This window comes from Aeromonas crassostreae, assembly GCF_054052445.1.
In genome coordinates, this window is sequence record NZ_JBSTYM010000004.1 from 35029 (window position 1) to 57404 (window position 22376).

The window sequence follows — 22376 nt, forward strand, 5'->3', positions numbered from 1 at the left end:
GGCAATGGATGATGATGGCCATAAGTCATAGTGATTTTCAATAACCATCATCATGCATATTGCCCATATGATTTTCAGTATTACTGTGTATTTTATAGATTCAGAGCAAACTGATCATGGTGATGTAAAGATCTTTAATTCTACATCTAGTTCATCTGCAGTGCTTAGCCAATCTTCGATGAGCTGATACGCTTGAATGCTAGTCGGCGAACAGGCCTGCGGGTTCTCCATGCTAGTGATGAAGTGTTTGGTAGAGAACGAGTTTCCTGTGACGATCCAAATTTCTTTTTTACACTTAATGGATAATCTTCTCGTACATATCAGATCCCATATTTTTTGGGAAAGGGAATCGTCATCTGGTGCTGGATGGTTAATTATTCCATCTACTAACCTATAACGTGTTTTCAATGGATGCTTTGCATTATCGGAGGGCCAAGAGTTCTTCCATGTTGAGTAGTTTCCAGGTTTAATTTCGCTATTGCCAGAAATTAGCATATGAATGTTTTTTATTGCCTGACTACCAACTTCAGCGATGGCACCGGCTGATGATTCAGGCTTTAAGGTATCACCACACTTAACATGAACAAAACATAACTTCTCTGGCGAGGACAAAATGAAATCGGCCGGTTCAACACCCATGTCGCAGCAAAGTACTATATCACATCCGGGTATATATGTTGCAAATGGTCCAAGCGAACCATGTGGAGTAGCCGGGTCACCGTATCCCTTGAGCATATCAATAAGATGAAAGATAGAATTCGTGTCAAAATTATCCTTGGTAGTTAGATGATATTTTCCATCAATCGCATGCCCTTTTTCCTTAAGATTGCGAGAGTTGAGTGCATCAAGAGGAAAAAGTGCATTACATGCAAAGCTGTCTGCGGCGCTAATTCCACGCTCGTAGGGCAACGCAAGTTTATAAAACGCTCCGCCTAGGTACGTTACTCCGTCTTCGTATAGTACTTTCAACCTGTGGCCAGAGTTTAAAAATGCTGTTATCCATTTGAGATCGTCTCGTGCCTCAGAAGCTCCGGTCAGAGCGACCTCAAAATAACCATCTTCACCCAAATAGGTCAGAGCGAGCTCTATCAGATCGCCTTGGGCGTCGAATGTAATACCATCTTGATAGTCAACATAAAAAAAATCAGGATTGACTACACCATTATCAGTGGGTGTTGGACTATTACAATCCGTAAAGTCAAGTAACACGGACAGTATTTTTGAAATAGGTTTATTAACTATTGGCTGTGCATATGATTTGATCAGTCGTCCGGCGTTTCCTCCTGCATTGATACACTGACTTATCATATCAACCCATTCAGAAATATCATAAAGCGTGAAGTTCGCTTCTTTTTGGTCGACAACCCTCCCAGACCTGGCACCAATATAAAAGCTACTGTCTCTTTTTCCGTCCATGCCAATGTTGTCGACCTTTACCATGGTTAGTGCGTATTTGGAGTTGCTCTGATTGCCACGGTCACTATCAAGATTCTGTCCCTTCAGCGCTACAGACTCCGGACGTCGAACAGCCTGACCGATAGCTCGGGCATGTGTTTCTTTGATTTGATGAATGGCTGTCTTTGCAGCCAGAGCTGTCAGCTTGTCAATATGAATCGCATCACGAAGTCGATACTGCTCTTGGTTGTAGTACCGTCTGCCACCACTATCGAAGATAGCGACACCCGATTCAATTTCTTTTACGATAATGACGTGCAGTTTTGGTTCAAAGAAGAGCTTGTTTGTAAAAAATCTCGAACTATTAAACTCAACATAAACGATAACCTGCATATCAAGAACATCAGCGTAGGTCTTAACTAATGCTCCAGTTCCGTGCAATTCCCAATAAAGTCGGTCCATCAATAGAGGTAGAGAGAAGTTATCTCCTTTTTGGACAAAACATACCGATGCATGTGGAATATTGAAATCATCTATTGGGTTAAGGCTACTAAGGTCAACTCTTTCTTTGAATTTGCCATCAAAGTAGCTGTATTTTGGAAAACTATCGAGAAACGACCCAATTAGATAACTCGTGCTGAGCGAGCGAACAAATTCTGATGCCCCACCACTGGCAAGATAGTCATCAAATCGTTGATAACTCTCCCACATCCCTTCGTTTGCTCCGTGGCTAAGGTCTATTACCAATGGCTGAACCTCCCCATAACGACGGACGACCCGACCTACCGCCTGTACTAGTTCACGCCCGCTTCCCAATTCATAGGTGAGGATCAGCAATTTAGCCTCAGGGATATCAATCCCCTCGTCAAGTTTGTGCTGGTGAATGATAATTCGAAGACCTTCTACTTTAAGCGCAGGGCCCACTCTTTTGAACCTATTCTGCTCCTCATTTATATCTAATCGCTCATGTACACTTGCTGTTGTGAATAGCCTAGACAGTAGAACATGGTACTTTTGTATTTCCACCAGGTTTTTACATTTCACAATGCATTTCAAATCGTCATTAGCATTCAGATAGTCTTGGATCTTTGCTGTTAACTCCAATTCACTTTCTATCTGTTCATATCGTGGGGCCATGATAACCCCATCATCTATAGCATCTTTAAAAGTAAAAACATAAAAATGCTCAGTGTTTACGTTTAACTCAAACAAGTCATTACGATAAGGCGTTGCGGTAATTACAACTTTCATTGCCGAGGACTGACGTATTATTTCACGCCATATAGGAGAAGGTTCGGAGTGCCCCTCATCTACAATAATAAGATCAAAGCTTTGTTGTACTTCTTTTAGCTCATCATCACTCAGTTTTGTCAATTTTTGGAAGCTAGTGATGTAAACCCCATCACCCTGATTAAAATCAGAGTCACGGTAAGTCTTCTTTAGCTCAAAATCAGGGTCATTAATCGTATTGCGGAAAAATTTTCTCGATATTTCCCGAAAGAGTTGATCCTTCACTGCCTTTCGGTGGCATATAACAAGAACCTTCAAAGCATCGGACAGGTGTGATATGAGAGAAATAACTCCGGTTTTTCCTGCTCCAGTGGGTAGATTGATCAGGAATGCCTTCTCAGTTTCGTTTTTCTCTGCATACCCGACGAAGTTGCGTACAGCCTCCAGCTGACAGCCTCTTAATCTCTCTTGTGCTGAATCCAAGTATTCTAAGATTGTCACAGTAATCATCCATGCCAGTGAAGGGGCTTATATCGAACTTTTTATGAAGCGCGATGGCTGGTAAGCATATCAAATCCATAATTCCATATACCCGATCAAGACCTACAGGTAAATCTCTTTACGAGGCAGATGTAGCGCCCTTGCTTTTTTGGGCATCCCAAAGTGCCTCAAGCAGGAGTCTATAGTGGAGGGGAGAATGCAGTGTAATGTGTGTATCCCCATTGGCGCTGTTACACCTATTCATTCTTCGTCAATAAATCAGATAGTTACGTACAGTCGGCAATACGCATTTCACGCGTGTTGCGCAGGATGATGGATTTTCATATGGGCGATTGAAGCTGGATCAGGAGATGTGGCTCGGCCATTAGTCAGGACCGTTCCGTTTTAGCTAAGTTGTGCGATAAAGAGGCCAGTGCCGCCCGGCCCTGACCTCTGTGTTTTCTGCTCTATGGTGCCGGATTACTGACAGGTTCCCCAGTTTATGCCGTCCGTGCCACATTCCAGGCTATGAGTACCGTCCGCATGGGTTGTCTGCTTCTTGTAGAGGCCGTCGCTGTCGTAACTGGTTCGGATGGTATTGCCATTTTCACTGGCCGTCATGCTCTTGACCCAGCTAGCCGCATCAGGATCTTGGGATGGTTCGTCGTACTGATAGGGGAGGGCTTCGAGAGCCGCAGTGAGCTCACCCATATTCAGGGTGGATAGCTGCCCTTCCAGACCAACCCAGTCGTTCAGGAAGCTGAATGCGCCCACCTGTCGGTTATAGATGAACTGGGTGACGTAACTCAGATCGTTGGCGTCATAGCTGATGGTGGCGTAACGGTGGGTGATCGCTGCCGCCATATCGTCAGGAGCACAGTCGTTGAAGCTCTCTGCCGATGCTTCGGCCAGATTCACCAGTGTGTATGTCTTGGCGTTTGAGCGGGCCGAGAGGGTTTCCTTGATATCACAGCTATAGGGGGTGTTGTCCCCATGGCGCGACTCAAAGTCGTAGCGGGTTGTGTAGGTGTAGTTATTGCCTGTCACTTGGCGCTCTTCACCGTAGATGATGGTCTTGATAATTTGCGCGAAATCATCGCTCACCTTCACCAGCTCGGTGCTGCTCTGGGCTGCCCCTTGCAACTGGATTTCACGATACCAAGCATCCGGATAGGCATTGTTGTGATCGCGACTATCACCCTTGTGGTAATCGACATAGACAAAGGTGGCGTCCGGGTTATTCCGTTTCAAGGCTTCAGTCTCGGTGAAGGATTGCTGCAAACCGCGCACGATCTCCTGGGCCAGCGTGCCTGTCTCGCTATCACCGTTAGCGATGAAGTCCGTATACAACTTCTGCTCGGAAATGTTGTAGTGACTGACAACACGGCTGACGGCCTGTTTCATCGAGGCGATCAACTGCTCCTGCTTTTGCCGGTTCGCCATGACGGTCTGGCAAGTCGTCTGCGATTGTGCTGCCAGCTCACTTTCTACACTGCTCCAGAGCACCGTGGTCAGCGGCGTCACATGGTAGACATCATCCTTGGTGATGGGGGCAAAGGTGGGAGGAAGGACCATCTGATAGGCTTCTGTTACCGGGCCAAGATCCTGGTCCACGGCATCCACCGGCACATCGACCACCAAGGGGGCGTATTGAGCGCAGGTTTGCAGGTCTACCGGCAGCTCTAACCGATAATCACCGGCATCATTGGTGGTTGTCTTGGGTTCACCATCATCCCACTGACGGTTGAAATTGAGATCGAGATAGACGGTAGCGCCTTGAATGTATCCATCAATCGCCTTTCCTGACATCGCCAAGGAGGCACTCGGTGGGGTTGGACTATCCGTGTTTCCACCGTCGCTATCACCACCGCCACAGCCTGACAAAGTAGCCATCAACATCATGGCCAAGGGGGTTTTCTTCATTGTTAGTTTCCCGTTTATTATTGGTATGCGATAACGCCCAAAGCATGGTCCGTTATCATCGTGATAATTTTATCTCGGTGTACGGCTATAAAATGTTGATTAGCCTCTGATTTATGAGTTTCTATTCACCGTGCTTTTCGTTGTGTTTCGGCTTCAGTGCATCAAGGTGCAGACAGTTCTGTCTCGCACACGATGACTTCGCACTCAGATGGGTCAGGGAAGTCTCCGCCTTCGTCGGTGACATATATCTTGTCGGCATGAACGCGGTAGTTACCCGCCGGGGTCAGCAGTGAGTTTTCATACATGCCCTGATAATCGACTGAGACAGAGGTCGCACCATGGGATCTCAATGTGACGTGTCCGTTGGGGGCAATAGTGATGGATTGTTGAATCCCATTTTCACCTCCGAAGTTGAAGTACCGGGTTCCCGTGAACGGCAGCTCGACTGCTTGCTGCTGTGGATCCCCGGTATGGTCAGTACCTCTGGCGCTCTGGCACATTTTCTCTAGCAGTAGATCCAGCATTCCCTCGGGCTGTGGTCGCCCGTTAATCTCCAACGCCTCCACAGAAAAACCATCATCTTGCATCCAGACCTGCACCATGGCCCGTGCAGGCTGACTGGCATAGGTGATGGTGCCGCTGACATTCACCAATTTCCGACCATCCGCCGCTTTCCCGCCGGTCCACTCGGGGTCTTCGAAAAAGCTGTTGACCATCTTCTCGACGGAGATGTTCGGGCACATCTCCAGCTCGCTTTCCTTGAGGGTTGCCACATCCAGCATGCTGAGTACGCCAGCATAAGCGCCTGTCGAGCAGAGCATCATTAAACCGACTGCAGTTTTTATGTTCATACAAGGCGCTCCTCACCACACCCATGAAAACGCGGATATGGGGCGGTAGTTATAGCGACGGTCAAACTCCTCCTGTGTCAGGCACAAAACACGGATGAACTCGATCACGGACAAGATCAGGGGAAGGCCGGTGGTGCAGAGCGCTAGGTAGATAAGCCCCCAGCCCCAGTTTCCGGTGTAGAACTTATGCAGACCAATGCCGCCGCCCAAGAATGCGAACACAGCGGTGAGCCCCTTGCGCTTGCCACGGTGCGCAACGGCGTTTGCGCCGTTTAGCGGTACCTGCGGGGGAGTGGTCGCGGCAGAGGGTTGTTGGGAGGATGCCGCCCCCTCTTTAATAGGCCATGCTGCGATATCGATAGGCTTCAGCAGCTCATCCGTTATGGCTCGGGCTTTCTTCTTTGCGGCGCCGAAGGTATCGATGGCATCGACAAACGAGCCATTGAGGGTGAGCTGTATGGTCTCATCGCCTTGGGAGGCAAAATTCACGGTGATACGCATACCGAAAGGGTTAAAGCCATATTTCCATGCTGCTTCGATCCTGCCTTGGGTGCGCTCGATGGTTTTTAACGTGCCGCCTTGGGCTTGCAAATGGGCGGCGACATGCTCGAAGAGTTGCTCATAGGGACTGGTGGAGCAAAGAGTGTTGTCGGACACTTTTTGCAGGCTGATGGTGTTCATGCATTACTCCTTGGATATCGACTGCGGGATGGTTGACGACAATGTGAAACAGCGACGACAGGTGGTGTCGCGGCATGTCAGGCGCTGTCGCCAGATGTATAAATTGGGATCTTTGTCACAAATGGGTCAGGGCGGAGCCTGGCTCATCAGGGTCAATAGATGGCGTAAATCACGGACGATTTGCTCATGGATAAAACCGGGCGAGATCACGGTGAGCCCCGGCATCCAGGATTTGATGACAGGCAGAATTTGGTTGGCATCGAGCACACGACTGCTCAATAACAGCGCGCCGTCATCCAGGGTTTTGACTATCTCCTGCTCGGGCAGCAACGGGCGATGCTGAAAGTTGATGGCGATGGCGGCACTGGCCTTGAGGATCACCTCGATCATGCCGGAGCGCCAGAGCGTCGGATCGGTCTCGATTTGTCGCGCAATGAGCGCGTCATGAGTAAAGGTCTGTTGCGATAGCTCAACCAGCGCGATGGAGCTCAGCGGATAGGCTTGCAACCGCCCCTCGCTGACGCCGACCAAGTGCTAGGTGCCCTTGTAGTTGACGAGCTGATATGGGCTAAACAGTTGCTTGCGCTGGTCTTTGGTGATGAGCCAGCATTGCAGATGGTGGGTCAGTGCCTGCTCTAATACCGGTAACTGGTGACTCAGTGAGTCGGCGGACTGAGCATCGAACCCCTTGATGGCGAAGAGGCTTGGGGGGCCTCTGTCCAGCAGCTGACCCAGACGATGTTCACTGGCGTGGAGGAACAGATCTGTGATGCCAAGCTGTTCGGCCATTTTTCGCAGCTTTCCATCGCTCTTGTGATTGAGAAACCCAGGATCCAGCCAGTATTGCTGGTTGCGGTGCTCTATCGGTAGATAACTGAGGCGTTGATTGAAATCCTGCTGCAGGGTGCGCACGGTGACGTTGTACTCGGTGGCCAGATCACTGAGGTGCAGCTTCTCACCGCTGTACAGGCGAGTGAGGAGCATACCGAGGCGCTGAGCAATCTTGTCGTGTTCGTGCATACCATCACAGAAGGGGAATAACCGTGTCGTGGATTATCCAAACAGGCCGCGACACGGCGTGACGAATTGGATGGCAGGCAGTTTTTCGCAAAACCCATCATCGGCGATGGGCTTTTGTCATCAGGAGAGGGGTTTTGTTATCAACCGGCGAGAAGCGGTTGAGCAGGCCGGGAAGACTGTTGAGGACTGGGGGGCAATATACTCGGCGCGGGTTTCCGCTTCGTTCATGGATTACTCCCTATAGCCAACATATTCATGATCAGGCGGATCAGGGTCTCCTTTTGGGCGGGGTCAGATTCGGCCACCAGTAGCGCCAATGCTGCCAACCCGATATCGTTAATCACCGGTTCCCCGGCCGGGGTTAACAAGCGACCGTTACGGTGCAGAAAATCGACAAACAAAAACGCCCCGCTGCGCTTGTTGCCATCGGCAAAGGGGTGATTCTTGATAACGAAATAGAGCAGATGTGCAGCCTTGGCTTCCACGCTGGGATAGGCGGCTTCACCAAACACACTTTGATCCAGATTACCCAGCAGGGCTGCCAGCCCATCGCCGCGCTCACGGGCAAACAGCTCGGTGGCATCACCCCGCGCCATCAGATCCCGTTTAAGATTGCTGAGTGCCTGGCGGGCCTCCTCTGGCGCTGGGAGTTCCCCGCCCGCCACGGTGGGTGGCTCGGTCAACAAACCCTCGTCATAACGCTGCAGCAGCAAAAAGGTCTGGGCATAGCGGGTGACGATATCCACTAGCCCCCTGCCGGTCTCGGCCACCAGCATCGGGGTTTGTGCCGCCGTCTTGATCAGCGACAGGGCGGCCTCCAGTTCGCGGGCATTGGCCTCGAACCGCTGCTGATTGAGGGTGTAGCCCTGGATCAGGTGATCCCGCACTATCCGGGTAGCCCACTGGCGAAACAGCACCGCTCGCCGCGAGCTGACCCGGTAACCGACCGAGATAATGGCATCCAGATTGTACTGTTTGACCTTGCGCCGTACCTGACGTTTGCCCTCTTGACGAACCTCCGAGGAATCCTCGGTAGTTGCTCTCCCGTCCAGCTCTCCGTCGCTATAAATGTTTTTCAGGTGCAAGCTGATGTTATCGGTGGTGGTATCAAACAGCTCGGCCATCTGGCGCTGACTCAGCCAGACCGTCTCCCGCTGGCTATCCAGCCGCACTTCGACGAAGTGACCGGCTTGCTCAAAGATAACGATGGGGCTGGGATCGAGATTCATGTTCCCTCTTACAACTGGTTGGTAAAGGTTTGGTGCAATAGCGACTACTTTACCTCATCCAGTAGCTCGATCTTGTTTTGCTAACGGGGTCCATTTTCTGTCTTCCTTGTTGGTAGCGGTCGGTAAAAATGGCTCCTTGCTGGAAGACGGAGTAATTTCTGCTCTTGCTAGTATTGATCTTGATTGTCCGCTCCAGGCCAACGCTATCATGTCGTGATTAAGCATAATGAGCAGTCTTCCAAGTATTTGCCGGTCAAGAATGCAAATCATGCCCCCCATAGCCGCGCCACACTTCGCTCTTATGAGAGAATGGCTAAGCTACGACCAAGACGGTGCTTGACCATAATGCGTATTCTTCAGAGCATCGCTGAGCAGCAGGCAATACCAGGTCGCATTGGGGTAGCAGCTCGTGCCGTCTGTGTGTTCAAGGAAGCTGGCAACCTTGCAGTAGCTGGGGTCAGTGAGATCGTAGGGTACATCTATGTAAATGCTGCCGTCATATCCCTCTACCCAGCCTGACCAACTTATCCCCGCACACTCGCACCACCCAATGTCTACTGAATCAAGAAAGGCGATGAGTTGATTGCGCACCGGCATTAACTCCCAGGGGCTATCCTCTTCGAGTATGTATTCATGGTCATCCTGCGAAAGGGAATCTGGGACATAATGGAATTTAACAAACAACACATCTCGTTGTTTGTCTATGGATATATGGTCGATATGTTTTATTAACATTAGCATGAATCAGTATCCCCCTAAGAATTTCTTGCAGACAATAGCTTTTTGTTCGTGACAGCTCAACTATGATTTGAATAATTATCGTAACCCATCGTCTTCACATCAAAACTTAAAGAAAACCATAAAAATAAAGGCTTCTAAAATACGCCAAAACGAGTAGCAAGATTTATTCTTTTGGAGGGGGTGTGAAATAAATTTGATTTATAAACTTTGCTTGATTTTCAACATGTCGGTGAAGATACTGCTATGGTTCATGCTGACTATATCCAAGGGGAAAGATAGTGAATCGCAGTTTCACGCTAGAATGTAAAGAAAGCCTATCTGAGTTCATTCAGGGGCATTATGAAAAGCTTAAAAATGACATGGGCTGGGACCTTTTATTCTGTCGGTACGAGAATATGTATGCGCCACGTTACCCCATCGCTTTCTTCGGTCTTAACCCTGGCGGTGGGGCTTGCGAGATCAATACAATCTCTGTCGAAGGGAAGTGTGACTACTACAACGGGGAATGGATAAAAGATGCAAAGGGTATGGCCCCCTTGCAACTGCAAATGCAAGCCTTATACACGCTGATTGGCAATGAAGTAGGGGCAACTCATGAGCAGCTAATGGACGGTTCACTGATGACCAACCTGATCCCTGTTCGTTCGCGTAACTGGGCTTCATTGGTAGGCAGGCAAGCATGGCTTGAGCATAGCCGTCTCATCTGGGCTGAGCGCATTAAGCAGGTTCACTGCAAGCTCTACATAGCGATCTCACGCACGTCTTTCGAGGAGTTGCATGGCCATCTAATCGCGCAAGGGTTCAAACTGGTTGGTGAGCAGATCAATGAACAGATAGGTTGGGGTCGGGTAAGATACCAGGTACAGCGTTACGAGTGCGATGGGCAAGCATCTCTATTAGTCAGACTCCCACATTTGTCGACCTACAAAATCTTTAGCCGCCCAGCCTGCCAACCGGCAATTGATCGCATCATGGCGGCAATCTCAAGTGTCTTAAAAGAGTAGCTTTCCGCCCAAAGGGGGTTGCTGGCAGAATTCCCCCTTTTGACCTCACATGCCTGTCACGAGTAGAGTGTGGATACCTATGTTAGACATGGAAAAATTTGTACTGATCCGTAAAACAGTGTGTGAGATAGCGGAAATAGAATGCTCACCAGTTTCTGCAGGCACCGTCAGTATGCTAAATTGGTTTGAAACCAAAGTGACTGCATACGTGGATAATGGGAATTATCCGAAGTGTGATTATTTCTATGGTGCAGCTTGGCTTTTTTTTATCACATCAATTCGTCCATTTCGTTCACATAATCTTGTCACAGCATTGTGTTACTGCACCTTTATTATGCATCGCAGAGGTATTGTCGTAAGTGGAGTTAGCCAAGATGAGGGGTTGGAAATCATCGCAAGAGTGAAAGCAGAGTACAAATCCTCTCCTGCGCAAGCGGCAATTACATTTGCGCAGGAATATCGATACTGGCTATATATTCACAGCGAGGAGACACCATTGTCTGAAATGGATGCGATGGTTGATGTAAGGGCAGCTGCATACACAGGTTGTAGGGGGCTTAGTGCGAATCTCATTACATGTTGGTGAGTCGTATGTGTAGTGGTCAACTAAATCCGGACACATAGTTAAGCCGCTTTTCGGCTTCTGCTGGCGGTATCCCATCATTGTGTTGATGTGGCGCCGCCAGTAGAGTGTGAAAAGCAATATTTCGAACGGCTCAAAAGTGTCTAGAGAAGCCTGGGCGATTCAGTTCAAGCTCCGAAACATCCCCACCTATTAGCCGGGAAAGGCTTGCTTTCATGACGGTGGTGGCGATGACCTCGGGAGATGAAACCTATTAAATAGCCCTATTTTTCTTTAATGATATTTGTATATGCTAAGAGTCTACATAGTTTATCTCTTTCTTTATCTTGTATTTTTAATCCCAGAAAACCAGGAGTTAATAATCCAGCCTCAAGCCTAATTAGATAACTAGATTTGTAGGAATCAGTTTTCTTATGCTCTTCAAATTCATGAATTGTATTGATTTCATCGTCCGCACGAAAGATAAGAAATTCGGCTGTTATTCTATTCGCCTTCCCATAATCCCAAAATGACCACACAGACAAAATAAAATAGGTTTTACTGAGCCCCTCCTCGTTTGTTAGATCAATCAAACCTTGAATATTCCAAGTCGGGGTATAGCCATAAGGATGGGCATTGTTACTGAATTGAAACATTGTGGGATTTTCTTCAATTATTTCCTGTAGTGTTCTTATGAAGTATGGTTCATGTTTTTCAAAACCTGCCAATATGTTTGCATTTCTAATTAAAGAATCAAAAACTAATGATGGGTTAGGGTGATCTATCCCTATTCCGACCTTCATTCCTTTAAGCTCAGCCACTCCATTTTTAAGCTTAACGTCGCTATGTTGGTATTCATTGACTGGAGATATGAAGTTAGGATAATGGTTTGTCATGGATTTTGGAAAGTACCTCGAGGCTAAAGATGAGCCTAAAGAACTCGTGAGCAACTCTCTTTCTATTCTGTCTTTATAATACCTATCTACCTTAATGTACTTTTCGGCGCCTTCCAGTGCCATGCTCAATGTTGAACTTGGTACACTAGTGTAAAAAGGAATAAATCCATCACAGCTCCAACTACCAACTCTCTCAACTATATTTAGCTCAACTTTATCTGATATATACGTACTTGAATGTGCATAATGTTTGCAACTAACTAGCCATCTTATCGTTCCATTCGCACTAACCTCTTCAACCCCCAAATCAATCCCTAAGTCAGGCCCATTAGAAATCGATTTAAAGATTCGAAATCTTTTTACCTGAGTAAAAAATTCTTGACAGAACAACTCAAAGTCATCTGGAGTATTTGAAAGTCCTGTTTGATAGTTATTAGCGCGGCTATGATTTGCATTAGCTGAACATATTTCACGAAAATCAATTATTCCCATATTATCCCAAGCCACAATTCGTAATAAAATTTTTATTCTATAGCATTTAATTGCCTATTCACAACACAGCTTGCCGTATGCCCCACGATAGGAACTGTCCGGGTTTGCTTTGTGCTGTGATTGACAACATCGACATAGCGAGCCATCCGAGATGCAACTATTTCCAAACAGCGTGTCCGAAGTTCGTCCCGATTAGCACCGAAGTGAGCTTGACGGTGTGCGTCTGCTGTTAGAGCTATGACATTATCAACACTATCAGCACCGCCTTCCGATAGTGGGATGATGTGGTGTGTTTCCAAGTACCTGCCACCATTGGCCATCAAGAATCCTGGAAGCCCAGTTAGCTCACAGACACCTGCTGAGCGATTCAAGACCAAACGCCGAACGTTCGGGTCTCTATACCGTTGGACTCCGTTACAGGTGTAGATTTCAGGACGCTCTTCCGTACAGAACTGGTCTGTAATTTTTGCATCATCAATAGGGTAGGAATCATTGTATCCGTTTTCACTACAATACTGTTTATTAAGATCAACTACTGGGCAGTTATCGCCTCTAACTAGAACAAAGGAGCCATTTTCATCATCAAAGGACTCGACGGTCCAGAGCTGGGAATCTAACTCCCTACCGATTGCTCGGTCGTAGTCTTGGCCCTCCACATCCTTCTCACGTATTGGCCCAGATACAATAACCACGTTGAGGGGGGTCATGTTCATGTGGGCTAATTGCACGGTAGAACTGAAATGCTGTGCTCTAGTTATCCTTGGGTCTTTTATCGTCCGTTTGTGATTCTTTGTGCTTTTCTCAAGTTCACGAATCAATGAGTCGACATATCGCCTCATATTACTTTGAAAGATTATGTGGCCCTGGCCATCAGAAGAGAGTTCTTCGAACCAAATACAAACAACCAAACATTTGTTGTCCTTGCTACGGAATGACCAGTCATAGCAATACGCACCATTTGATTGCGGACGGCTGACAGGATGCCCTTCCTTCGTATAGCCCCAACCAGTTACATCTATGCCAGCACTTTGCACACAATCGATAATCAGTTTCTTTGCTTTGGGTTTTAGAGATTCAATGCCTACATCCACCGTATAACTCCTTCAAAAAACGTACAATGAATTGCCTCCATTGCTCTAGACACTTCCCAGCCGTAACGGGTAGCGATTCACTTTCAGTTTGCTAGCAATAATGTCAGCTACGCCTTGGCCTGACGCCACTTCGTTAGCCATCGATACTGTTCGGGATGAATGCGTAACAGCTCTGCGATAACTGCTTCACGCTTATCGGCTGTCATCCGGGTAAGAAGCGACCTGACATCCGACATAATGCTGTCACGGCCAGCGCCTCTGGCTTCCGCCTTGCAATACCACTCATGTCCCTCACTAATGTTGCCAAGCTCGATACAGACTGCACCAAGTAGTGTGCAGGGGCGAAAGTTGTTGGGTTGAAGGCGGTGAGCTTCAGCACCCATGTTCAATGCGGCAGCATGTTCGCCATGGTCACGCATCGCGCCACCATGAGTGGTGAGAATGGCGGATTTCAGCTTAGGCTGAACCTGCCGCTTGGCTGGGATGGCACTCAGCAGCGCAATCGCCTCATTCGATGCTGCGCATTTACGCAAGTGTCCGCTGGCATTGACTGCACTCCATGGGTTCTTGCTGTTGCGGTACTCCGCTAGCCAGTGATCAGCTTCGAGTCGGTTGTAGCTATGCAGAATCTCCTTTGTCTCGTACTCACGGCCATTGCTCTTGAGCCAGATGGTTTCAGTCTCCAGTAGCCGTGTACCTGCATCCAGCTTGAGAAGGATTGCCATGAGCTGTTTGAGGTGATGTGATTCGACATATCCAGTGACACCATACTTCTCCCTGAGTGCTTGGTTCTTCATCCGTGCGATGTACTTGGGGTCACTCTCACGCTGAATCCGCTCAGCCTCAAGTCGCACACTTCGGGCTTTCTGCTCGGCTTTATAACGTTCTTCATCTGCGGCCTTCTGAGCGGCGATCTCGCGTTGTTTCTGTTGCGCAAGCTCGTTTCGTTGCTCCTGTTCTGCTTTCCCTTTTTGGTCGAACTGCTCTTGGGAGAGGTCGCCGGTCAAGAAGCACAGCAAGGTATTCAACCCCCTGTTCAAGAGAAATTGTCTGTTTGCTGCTGATATCGTCGCGCCTTGTCCGGCAGCGACAAGGAGGCTGTGCAACCTGGCACCGCCCGTGATCGCACTGGTGATATCATCCACCCAGAATTGTTTGGCCAGTTCATGCGGGGGGAGGGACACAGAATTCTGGCCATCGGCCAGACCATTTTTGATCCGGAACTTCTGCAGGTAATCCCAAGTGGGATTTTGACTGGTCTTCTCTATATTAGCTTTGTCGTCTGGCTGAGCAGCTAAGGGCTTCGTGATTGAAGGTTGGTAGCGATGCACAATCTTTCGGCCCTTATAGTAAAGAGATTTAGAACGGCGCTGCTCCTGTTCTACCGCAGATTGGCGTCTGAACTCAGGGAGAGTCATATCGCCGTTGATAAAGCCCCTCAAGGCGTTGAGATCGTAGCTGGCTAGAATGTCGTAGCGGGGCGAAGTCAGAGGCTCATTCCTGAATATGGCTACGAGCAAACTATGGAGGTTATCGCCTATCGATAGGGCAGCAGGAATGTCATCGACACCGTAATAAGTTGCGAGATCCATGGGCGAGATAGACATCGAGCACACTCCTTGTGCAAAAAAGAATTAGTACAATAGCGCCGCTGGCTTTTTACCTGCAATGGGTGACTTCAATTTCATCGCTGCGAATCCCCCTGTATTCCTCTATACCCCAAGAGCTTCAAACTGAGGGGCATTCAAGGGTGGAGGGATAAGTTTGCTGACTGATGGCGTATCAGTCGGCAATGAAGATCTCTTAGCCAGCCTTGGCAACGTCCCGTACTTTTTGCTCTACCTGGTGCGCGATGGCCTGGATCTGAGCCAGTTCAAGTGAGCCAGCTCTAAATTGGGGGAGTTGTTTGGGAAGTGCAGCGGCACTGACGATGTAGGGGAAGGTGATCTTCTGGCGTAAATCCACAAACCAGCCAGGTAGAACCAGAACGCCACCTACCGGGACTTCGGTCCCAGTTGCACTGTTGAGCCAGTTACGCACAGTGGTGACGTTACGGCGGACCTGTTCGAGCGGCGCTTTTTCAACATGGTTTGGGAAGTGAAGCGCATCATTTTCGACCCGAACCTTGAACTGTTTTTCTCCATTGTTGATGGGTTTGGAGCGACCCTTAGTCTCGATGACAAAGACCCCGTTAGGGCAGATGATCAAATGGTCGATGTTGAATCCATCAAACGGGATATCGTGGTAAACCCGATAGGGGTGCTGTTGGGGCCTAACGATTTGGTCCAGCTCCTGACCCACTGCCAGTTCACAGGAGTAACCCAGCTTGAGGTGTTGAACCTTGTTGGCCATTTTGTAAGTTTTGGTTGTGCCATAGATAAAGAGACCCAGCATGACTACCCCAGAAGTCAGCATCACAGTCGTGCTCATAGCCTTCTTATCGATGTAGCTCTGTAACAAGAGGTAGAACCCGATCATCATCATGGTCAATGGCGTGAATAGCATTTGGGAAAAGAGGTCTATCTGTAGGTCTTGGATTTGCTGTTGCAGGGTGTGACCCGCTGGCCTGAGCAGGTCGGCGGTCAACGGGCTGACCCTATGTGAGCGAAGCCTCTTTCTGATTAGCAAGATGATCCCAACTGATAAGAATATCGGGCCCAAGAACAAGCCAGAAGTTGCCAGCACAGATACCGCGAGCGACGAGAGTTCCATTTCATGCGTCTTTTGGGGAATGTGGTGAGGTCAGGTTAGCTGACCTATAGGAGTCTATCCATTGGGATGTGGGGTAAGTATCACAGTATCTGATTATCCCCAATGGAGATCTTACACCTTGTGGTGTTAGTGAGATAAAACAGAGAGTTACTGCGCCTCCTTTGTGCGCAAATGGGGTTCGTTGCGCTTGGGTTTACTTGGCTGGTTATATGTTTACTGATGCGACCTGGAAGCTGGGCGGCTGTAGCAACTCACTCGGTGGCCTTAGCAAGCAGTCCTATGACAACACTTCCCAATGCCCACCCTTGCGCGGACCAACAAAGCGCAATCGCCCCGCTTTAACCAATGCGGCAGCTGCTCGCTCCACCGTGCTGGTCGATTTGCCTATTCGCTCGGCTACTTGTGTCAGGGTCAGGGCAGGCTCGCTCGCTAAGAGCGCCAACACTGCATCCGGTGTTTTTGCCCGCATTTCTACCTTCATTTCTACCGGCGTTTCTACCCTCACTTTTTCTGGCAGGGTGGGCTGAGATGTCGGCTGTGCGGTAATCGCTTCGGCCAACGCATCTCGCAGCGCCTCTAGCAGAAACAGAATAAAATCGGTGCAGTCACTCAGCCTGTCGGCCTGACTTAATTGGTGGTAGTAGTGCTCTTGGCGCTCTTTGATGATCGCTTCCACCGGCAGGAAGGCCATCACTGGTTGCCAACGGCTCAAGATCACCGTTTGCCACAAGCGTCCCATACGACCATTTCCATCGGAAAAGGGGTGGATAAACTCCAACTCGTAGTGCAAGGCACAAGAGGCGATCAAGGGATGGGCCTCTGTTTCTGCCAACCATTGCATCAGTTGTTCCATCAGACGCGGAACCTGAGTCGCGGGGGGAGCCATATGCACTAATTGCTCACCTCGATAGATGCCGACCCCACTGCTACGCCATTGCCCTGCGTCATCGCATAACCCGTGCATCAAACGTCCATGGGCCCTGAGCAAATCCGCAGAAGAGGTAGGGGCCCAAGCCGACATTGCTTCATAAGCGGCAAACGCATTGCGCACCTCCTGGATCTCACGGGGCAATCCCAGTACAGGTTTGCCGTCGATCACTGCCGTGACTTGATCCAGGCTCAGGGTGTTGTGCTCGATAGCCAGGGATGCCTGGATGGTGCGGATCCGGTTTTCCCGGCGCAGCATGGGGACTTGCGAGCTCTGCGTCGAGCGCCATTGCCCCACCAATTCTGCGATCTCCGCCACCCGGCTCAACATGGCGTGGGTCAGGGTGAAGGGAGGGGAATAGGCTGCCATGGGGGACTCCGACTGAAACGATTGCAAATGCGAAGGCTCAGAGATTATCAGATCGGGGGCAAGACCAACACGGCGGCGTATCTTTGCGAATTCTGTGATAAGCGGTATGCGATGTTCTATGACGGAGTGCGATTTGTTGCGAACTTGCAGTGTTACTCGCTCCATCTACTTGCTATTTCATGCAATGAGATGCAAACGAAGCTCTTTGATTTAAAATCCCTCGCTTTTCGAGGCGTGCCGGTTCGATTCCGGCCTCGGGCACCATTAAGATTGAAGAAAAAAAGTCTTACAGATTAAATAGATACGACGCTTTATTGCGTCGTTTTTGTTTCTGCTCCCCAGCGCTTCCCCTCTCTCACTTTTCCTTTCTTGTCCAAGCGACTGACGACTTCCTGCGACTCGCTGCAAACAACGGGTTCTGCATTCCAACATCGGCAAGGGCGTGTGATTGGGCCGTGATGGGGGACTTGGTCAGGCGATAGCCAGGCGCTTGAGCGAGGTGAAATATTTGCGATCCTCCAGCAGGATATGTTGGGCGACCACTTCATAAGCCAGAAAATGCAGTAACTCCCCCGCTTCGACCTGATCGTGCTCGAAACGATCTAACAAGCGCTGTGACCGCGCCAACAGCTGGGAGTGGAGCTGGCTGTGAGCGCTACCTTCCACGTAGCCTTCCTGCTGGAAGAGTGCCTCTTCATCATGGAAATGCTGCTCAATGTCCGCCACTAGCTGCGCAATGAGGCGGGCGATGTCAGGCTTAGGTTGCGACTCCAGCAGCGCCTGCAGCAAGGTGTTCGTTTGCTCAAACAAGCTGCGATGCTGGTTATCGATCAAAGTGATACCCGATTCATAGGTACTGCGCCACACTAGGTGCACCAGATTGGGGTAGGGGGAAGTGATCTGACCCGGCTCATCGTCCAGGGTCTCGTTTTCCACCCGATTGCGGCCTGCGGCCTTGGCACGGTAGAGTGCTTGATCGGTGCGCTCCAACCAGGAATCCCAACTGTCCGTCGATTGACAGACCGCCAAGCCAAAGCTGGCGGTGATGTGTAACCCGTTTGAAAACGGATATTGCTCGATAGCACTCCGGATCCGTTCCGCCAATGGTGCCGCATTGGCAAAACCGCTGTTGGGAAGCAACAGTAGAAATTCCTCACCTCCCCAGCGCCCCAGTAAATCGGTGGTACGGATGCAGCCCTGCACCACGACGCAGAACTCTTTGAGGGCGATGTCGCCCGCCCCGTGACCGAATTTGTCATTAATCTGCTTGAAATAGTCCAAGTCCATCATGATCAACGAGACCGTATGGCCGTAGCGCTCGAATCGCGCCATCTCCTGCTTGGCGGCCTCCTCTATATGTCCCCGGCTCCAAATCCCTGTGAGGCGATCCTTCATGGCCAGCTGACGGATTTGCTCATCCGCACGCTCCTTGATCATCAACACAAAACCATTGGACATCAGGAGCAAAGTGATAAAGGTCGCCAAAAAAGTGACCACTTGAATGGGGGTGGTGCGTAGCAGGCTGGAGATGTCGTTGGGGTAAAACATCACGCTGAAAAATCGCAGGGTCAGCACGGTGATCGAGAGGCTCAACCCAATAGCAATCAGATACTTGCCGCGCCCGATCATCACCACTCGCCTATCCAGCAAGGTGATCAGCATGAACAGACACTGCGCACTGCAGATGGCGCCACAAATCATGATGCGGGCACCGATATCATCCATGAAAAAGCTGAACGTCGTCGCCAACAACAAGGGAGGTGCGTAGAACCACAAGCGCGACAGGCGGCGCTGCTGAAACACCACGACGGCCGCTAAGAAGAACGAGAGACTCGCGGATAACGCCGTGTTCGCTACCAATACAGACAAGAAGTCGTGTATCTGGTTACGCAAGAAGAACAGCGTGAAGACCAGCGTCTGCAAGGCCAGCCCGAGCGTCCAGAGCAGTAGCTCTTTCTCGTCTTTGGCGCGGGTGACCCAGCCAACTGAACACGTCAGGGTCACGCTGGCAGCGATGAGCATCATAAACATGGTGGGGATATCAATGATCATCTGGGCACACTAATTGATAAAGGCCAGCGGCCATTCTAATCCAGCGGCCATTCTAATAAAGGCCCTTTCATCGTGCTACTGGTAGCCTACCAGTGGTAGTGCTCGATCGCACTCCCACGCGGGCACGGCCAAAAAACACGGTACCACAACGTTTTCTGCTCGCGGGCCAGTGGTAAGGCACGACAATCAACGAGCTTAACCCCCATTGACCCACATGGCGCTGACTACGGCATGGATGCGGAGCCGCGAAGCGTTTACACCCGCATTTCTACCGGCGTTTCTACCCGCATTTCTTGCCGATATGTTGACTGTGATGCCGGTTACGCGGCAATCGCCTCGGGGCATCTCGCAGCGCCTCCAGCAGAAACAGAATGAAATCGGTGCCGTCCTCAGCCTGTCGGCCTGACTCAATGGGTGGTAGTAGGGCTCTTGGCGCGCTTTGATGATCGCTGCCACCGGCAGGAAGGCCATCACGGGTTGCCAGCGACTCAAGATCACCGTTTGTCATAAGCGCCCCATACGGCCATCTCCATCGGAAAAGGGGTGGATAAACGCCAACTCGTAGTGCAAGGCAAAAGAGGCGATCAAGGGATGGGCCTCTGTTTCTGCCAACCATTGCATCAGTTGTTCCATCAGGCGCGGAACCTGAGTCACGGGGAGCCATATGCACCCATTGCTCACCCCGATAGATGCCGGCCCCGCCGCTACGCCATTGCCCTGCATCGCCGCATAACCCGCGCATCACGGTGATCTGGCGGAAGACCAATGGCTGTAGCGGGGCAGACCGCCGGCCAGTGGCTCGCCGAGTTCGACCCGAAGGCGTGGCCGGAACCGTGGGGCATAGAGGGAGCAAAGGCCCCATGGGGGCCTTGTGGACATGGCGGTCGATGGCCGCAGAGGGGATCGCCGCGCGATGGGAGGCGCTCCCGCTCAGGCTGAGTCAGCCATTACTCCTGGATGTTGACCAGGATCCGGCCGCGAACCTGGCCTGTCAGGAAGGCGTCACCCAGGGCCACGACCCCTGAGAGGGGCACTTCCCGGGTGATGAGGCCGAGGCGGCTCAGGTCGAGATCCTGGGCCAGCCGGGTCCAGGCCTGCTGGCGCAGCGGGCGCGGCGCCATCACGCTGTCGATGCCATAGAGGGTGACGCCGCGCAGGATGAAGGGCATGACGGTGGAGGGGAGGTCCATGCCCCCCGCCAGGCCGCAGGCGGCCACGGCGCCGCCGTAGCGGGTGGTGGCGCAGGCATTGGCCAGGGTGTGGCTGCCGACGGTGTCGATGACCCCGGCCCAGCGCTCCTTGCCCAGGGGGCGGCCCGGCTCTGCCAGCTCGGCGCGATCGATCACCTCGGCGGCGCCGAGGGAGCTGAGATAATCGGCCTCGTTCAGGCGCCCCGTGGCGGCCACGACCCGGTAGCCCAGCTTGGCCAGGAGGGCGATCGCCACGCTGCCGACGCCGCCGTTGGCGCCGGTCACCAGTATGTCGCCGTCCCCGGGGGTAACGCCGTGCTTCTCCAACGCCATCACGCAGAGCATGGCGGTGTAACCGGCGGTGCCGATGGCCATGGCGTCCCGGGTGCTGAAGCGCTCAGGCAGGGGCACCAGCCAGTCCCCCTTGACCCTTGCCAACTCGGCCAGCCCGCCGCTGTGGGTCTCACCCACGCCCCAGCCGTTGAGTACCACCTTGTCGCCGGGACGCCAGTCGGGGTGCCGGCTCTCTTGCACTGTGCCGGCAAAGTCGATGCCGGGGATCAGGGGGAAGCGGCGCACCACGGGGGCGGCGCCGGTGAGGGCCAGACCGTCCTTGTAGTTGAGGGAAGACCACTCCACCGCCACGGTCACATCCCCCTCAGGCAACATCTCCTCGGGGATGCTCTGGTAGGCGGCGCGATAACCCGCCTCGTCTTTTTCGATCAGGATACCCTTGAACATCTTGTCTCCTCCAATAATTGGACTGGTTGATTATTAATAAGCGTTAAAAAATTACCTGGCTAACTTCATGAAAAAATTAAGAAAAGAGAGCATGGGCTCGGTACTGCCCACCAGGCGTGCGCGCAGCACGGCGCCTTCCCAGCCGATCCAGAACTGATGGGCGAGGGCGGGGCAGTCGCAGCTCGGGGGCAGCGCCCCCGTCGCTACCGCCTCCTCCAGACACAGGGCCAGCAGGGCTTCCCAGTCGCAGAGGATCTGCTCGAGGCGAAGGCGCAGCGCCGGAGTCAGCTGCACCACCTCCTGACCCAGGTTGCCCACCAGGCAGCCGCGCTGGAACCCATAGCGGGTCATGCCCCGGCAGGCGCTGTCGACGAAGGCGCCCAGGCGCGCCAGGGGAGGCAGGCTGGCATCCCCCAGATGGCGCGTCAGCTTGCGGCAAAAGTAGTGGTGATAGGCATCCATGACCGCCAGGGTGAAGTCATGCTTGTTGGCGAAATAGTGATAGAAGGAGCCCTTGGGGATCCGGGTCGACTGCAGGACACGCTCGATGGAGGTGGCGGCGATGCCCTGCTCGGTGAGCAGCTCCATGCCGCGGTGGATCAGCAGATCCCGGGTATCGGCATAGGATTGTCCGTGCTGGGCGGGGCGGCCACGGGGGCGACGGGGCAGGGAGTCAGGGGTTGGCATGGGGCTTATTAGACGCCTCATCTAGAAATGATGCAAGCCCGGGATGAAACAGAAAGCAAGAAAGAGCGAGGGCGCCAGCGGCGCCCTCGTGTCGGTCAGAAA

Annotated in this window: 19 protein-coding genes; 2 read left to right on the plus strand and 17 right to left on the minus strand. The window is 51.3% G+C overall.

Features of this window, described 5'->3' with window-relative positions; all coding sequences use genetic code 11:
- Positions 1–114: 114 nt before the first annotated feature.
- The 8 genes from ACW5W4_RS04345 to ACW5W4_RS04380 form a co-directional block, all read right to left on the minus strand.
- Entirely contained in the window at positions 115–3126 is a 3012-nt protein-coding gene (locus ACW5W4_RS04345) for a DEAD/DEAH box helicase (RefSeq protein WP_429220335.1), read from the minus strand.
- Between the two features lie 459 nt (positions 3127–3585).
- Positions 3586–5028, minus strand: a complete 1443-nt coding sequence (locus tag ACW5W4_RS04350; protein WP_456688550.1) for a hypothetical protein — start codon at positions 5026–5028, stop codon at positions 3586–3588.
- 161 nt (positions 5029–5189) lie between these two features.
- Complete coding sequence (locus ACW5W4_RS04355) at positions 5190–5879, minus strand: hypothetical protein (protein ID WP_111587618.1); 690 nt, start codon at positions 5877–5879, stop codon at positions 5190–5192.
- Positions 5880–5891: 12 nt separating this feature from the next.
- Positions 5892–6560, minus strand: coding sequence for a TM2 domain-containing protein (locus ACW5W4_RS04360; protein ID WP_111587619.1), 669 nt, complete (start codon positions 6558–6560; stop codon positions 5892–5894).
- A 126-nt stretch (positions 6561–6686) separates the two neighbouring features.
- Positions 6687–7067 carry a WCX domain-containing protein gene (locus tag ACW5W4_RS04365; protein ID WP_456688551.1) on the minus strand — a complete coding sequence of 127 codons (381 nt, stop codon included), beginning with the start codon at positions 7065–7067 and terminating at the stop codon, positions 6687–6689.
- 27 nt (positions 7068–7094) lie between these two features.
- Positions 7095–7580 (minus strand): hypothetical protein, encoded by a 486-nt coding sequence (locus ACW5W4_RS04370; RefSeq protein WP_456688552.1) that lies wholly within the window; start codon positions 7578–7580, stop codon positions 7095–7097.
- Between the two features lie 224 nt (positions 7581–7804).
- Positions 7805–8809: a RhuM family protein gene (gene rhuM, locus ACW5W4_RS04375; protein WP_456688553.1), complete on the minus strand. Its 1005-nt coding sequence runs from the start codon at positions 8807–8809 to the stop codon at positions 7805–7807.
- A 318-nt stretch (positions 8810–9127) separates the two neighbouring features.
- Positions 9128–9550, minus strand: coding sequence for a hypothetical protein (locus ACW5W4_RS04380; protein WP_456688554.1), 423 nt, complete (start codon positions 9548–9550; stop codon positions 9128–9130).
- A gap of 278 nt (positions 9551–9828) precedes the next feature.
- On the opposite strand from ACW5W4_RS04380, the gene ACW5W4_RS04385 reads away from it, so the two are divergent.
- Entirely contained in the window at positions 9829–10554 is a 726-nt protein-coding gene (locus ACW5W4_RS04385) for a hypothetical protein (RefSeq protein WP_456688555.1), read from the plus strand.
- Positions 10555–10633: 79 nt separating this feature from the next.
- Complete coding sequence (locus ACW5W4_RS04390) at positions 10634–11140, plus strand: hypothetical protein (RefSeq protein WP_456688556.1); 507 nt, start codon at positions 10634–10636, stop codon at positions 11138–11140.
- Between the two features lie 260 nt (positions 11141–11400).
- Here the strand turns inward: ACW5W4_RS04390 and ACW5W4_RS04395 are convergent, their stop codons facing one another.
- The 9 genes from ACW5W4_RS04395 to acuR form a co-directional block, all read right to left on the minus strand.
- Entirely contained in the window at positions 11401–12504 is a 1104-nt protein-coding gene (locus ACW5W4_RS04395; RefSeq protein ID WP_125729360.1) for a hypothetical protein, read from the minus strand.
- A 32-nt stretch (positions 12505–12536) separates the two neighbouring features.
- Positions 12537–13595: an HNH endonuclease gene (locus tag ACW5W4_RS04400; RefSeq protein ID WP_125729361.1), complete on the minus strand. Its 1059-nt coding sequence runs from the start codon at positions 13593–13595 to the stop codon at positions 12537–12539.
- Positions 13596–13702: 107 nt separating this feature from the next.
- Positions 13703–15202, minus strand: a complete 1500-nt coding sequence (locus ACW5W4_RS04405) for a hypothetical protein (protein ID WP_263309386.1) — start codon at positions 15200–15202, stop codon at positions 13703–13705.
- Positions 15203–15398: 196 nt separating this feature from the next.
- Positions 15399–16307, minus strand: coding sequence for a nuclease-related domain-containing protein (locus ACW5W4_RS04410; RefSeq protein WP_215270495.1), 909 nt, complete (start codon positions 16305–16307; stop codon positions 15399–15401).
- Between the two features lie 277 nt (positions 16308–16584).
- Complete coding sequence (locus ACW5W4_RS04415; protein WP_103260365.1) at positions 16585–17604, minus strand: Fic family protein; 1020 nt, start codon at positions 17602–17604, stop codon at positions 16585–16587.
- Positions 17605–18075: 471 nt separating this feature from the next.
- Entirely contained in the window at positions 18076–19656 is a 1581-nt protein-coding gene (locus tag ACW5W4_RS04420; RefSeq protein WP_456688557.1) for a diguanylate cyclase, read from the minus strand.
- 504 nt (positions 19657–20160) lie between these two features.
- A complete protein-coding gene (locus ACW5W4_RS04425) occupies positions 20161–20289 on the minus strand; it encodes a Fic family protein (protein ID WP_456688558.1) in 129 nt (42 codons plus the stop codon).
- Between the two features lie 314 nt (positions 20290–20603).
- Entirely contained in the window at positions 20604–21587 is a 984-nt protein-coding gene (gene acuI / locus ACW5W4_RS04430; protein ID WP_427262225.1) for an acrylyl-CoA reductase (NADPH), read from the minus strand.
- A gap of 51 nt (positions 21588–21638) precedes the next feature.
- Positions 21639–22274: an acrylate utilization transcriptional regulator AcuR gene (gene acuR / locus ACW5W4_RS04435; RefSeq protein WP_427262226.1), complete on the minus strand. Its 636-nt coding sequence runs from the start codon at positions 22272–22274 to the stop codon at positions 21639–21641.
- Between the last annotated feature and the right edge of the window lie 102 nt (positions 22275–22376).

Excerpts from the sequence above, each read along its gene's own strand:
- ACW5W4_RS04350 (WP_456688550.1), bottom strand. The coding sequence starts at position 5,028 with ATGAAGAAAACCCCCTTGGCCATGATGTTGATGGCTACTTTGTCAGGC.
- ACW5W4_RS04355 (WP_111587618.1), bottom strand. The coding sequence starts at position 5,879 with ATGAACATAAAAACTGCAGTCGGTTTAATGATGCTCTGCTCGACAGGC.
- ACW5W4_RS04360 (WP_111587619.1), bottom strand. The coding sequence starts at position 6,560 with ATGAACACCATCAGCCTGCAAAAAGTGTCCGACAACACTCTTTGCTCC.
- ACW5W4_RS04370 (WP_456688552.1), bottom strand. The coding sequence starts at position 7,580 with ATGCACGAACACGACAAGATTGCTCAGCGCCTCGGTATGCTCCTCACT.
- rhuM (WP_456688553.1), bottom strand. The coding sequence starts at position 8,809 with ATGAATCTCGATCCCAGCCCCATCGTTATCTTTGAGCAAGCCGGTCAC.
- ACW5W4_RS04380 (WP_456688554.1), bottom strand. The coding sequence starts at position 9,550 with ATGCTAATGTTAATAAAACATATCGACCATATATCCATAGACAAACAA.
- ACW5W4_RS04390 (WP_456688556.1), top strand. The coding sequence starts at position 10,634 with ATGTTAGACATGGAAAAATTTGTACTGATCCGTAAAACAGTGTGTGAG.
- ACW5W4_RS04395 (WP_125729360.1), bottom strand. The coding sequence starts at position 12,504 with ATGGGAATAATTGATTTTCGTGAAATATGTTCAGCTAATGCAAATCAT.
- ACW5W4_RS04405 (WP_263309386.1), bottom strand. The coding sequence starts at position 15,202 with ATGTCTATCTCGCCCATGGATCTCGCAACTTATTACGGTGTCGATGAC.
- ACW5W4_RS04410 (WP_215270495.1), bottom strand. The coding sequence starts at position 16,307 with ATGGAACTCTCGTCGCTCGCGGTATCTGTGCTGGCAACTTCTGGCTTG.
- ACW5W4_RS04415 (WP_103260365.1), bottom strand. The coding sequence starts at position 17,604 with ATGGCAGCCTATTCCCCTCCCTTCACCCTGACCCACGCCATGTTGAGC.
- ACW5W4_RS04420 (WP_456688557.1), bottom strand. The coding sequence starts at position 19,656 with ATGATCATTGATATCCCCACCATGTTTATGATGCTCATCGCTGCCAGC.
- ACW5W4_RS04425 (WP_456688558.1), bottom strand. The coding sequence starts at position 20,289 with ATGGAACAACTGATGCAATGGTTGGCAGAAACAGAGGCCCATCCCTTG.
- acuI (WP_427262225.1), bottom strand. The coding sequence starts at position 21,587 with ATGTTCAAGGGTATCCTGATCGAAAAAGACGAGGCGGGTTATCGCGCC.
- acuR (WP_427262226.1), bottom strand. The coding sequence starts at position 22,274 with ATGCCAACCCCTGACTCCCTGCCCCGTCGCCCCCGTGGCCGCCCCGCC.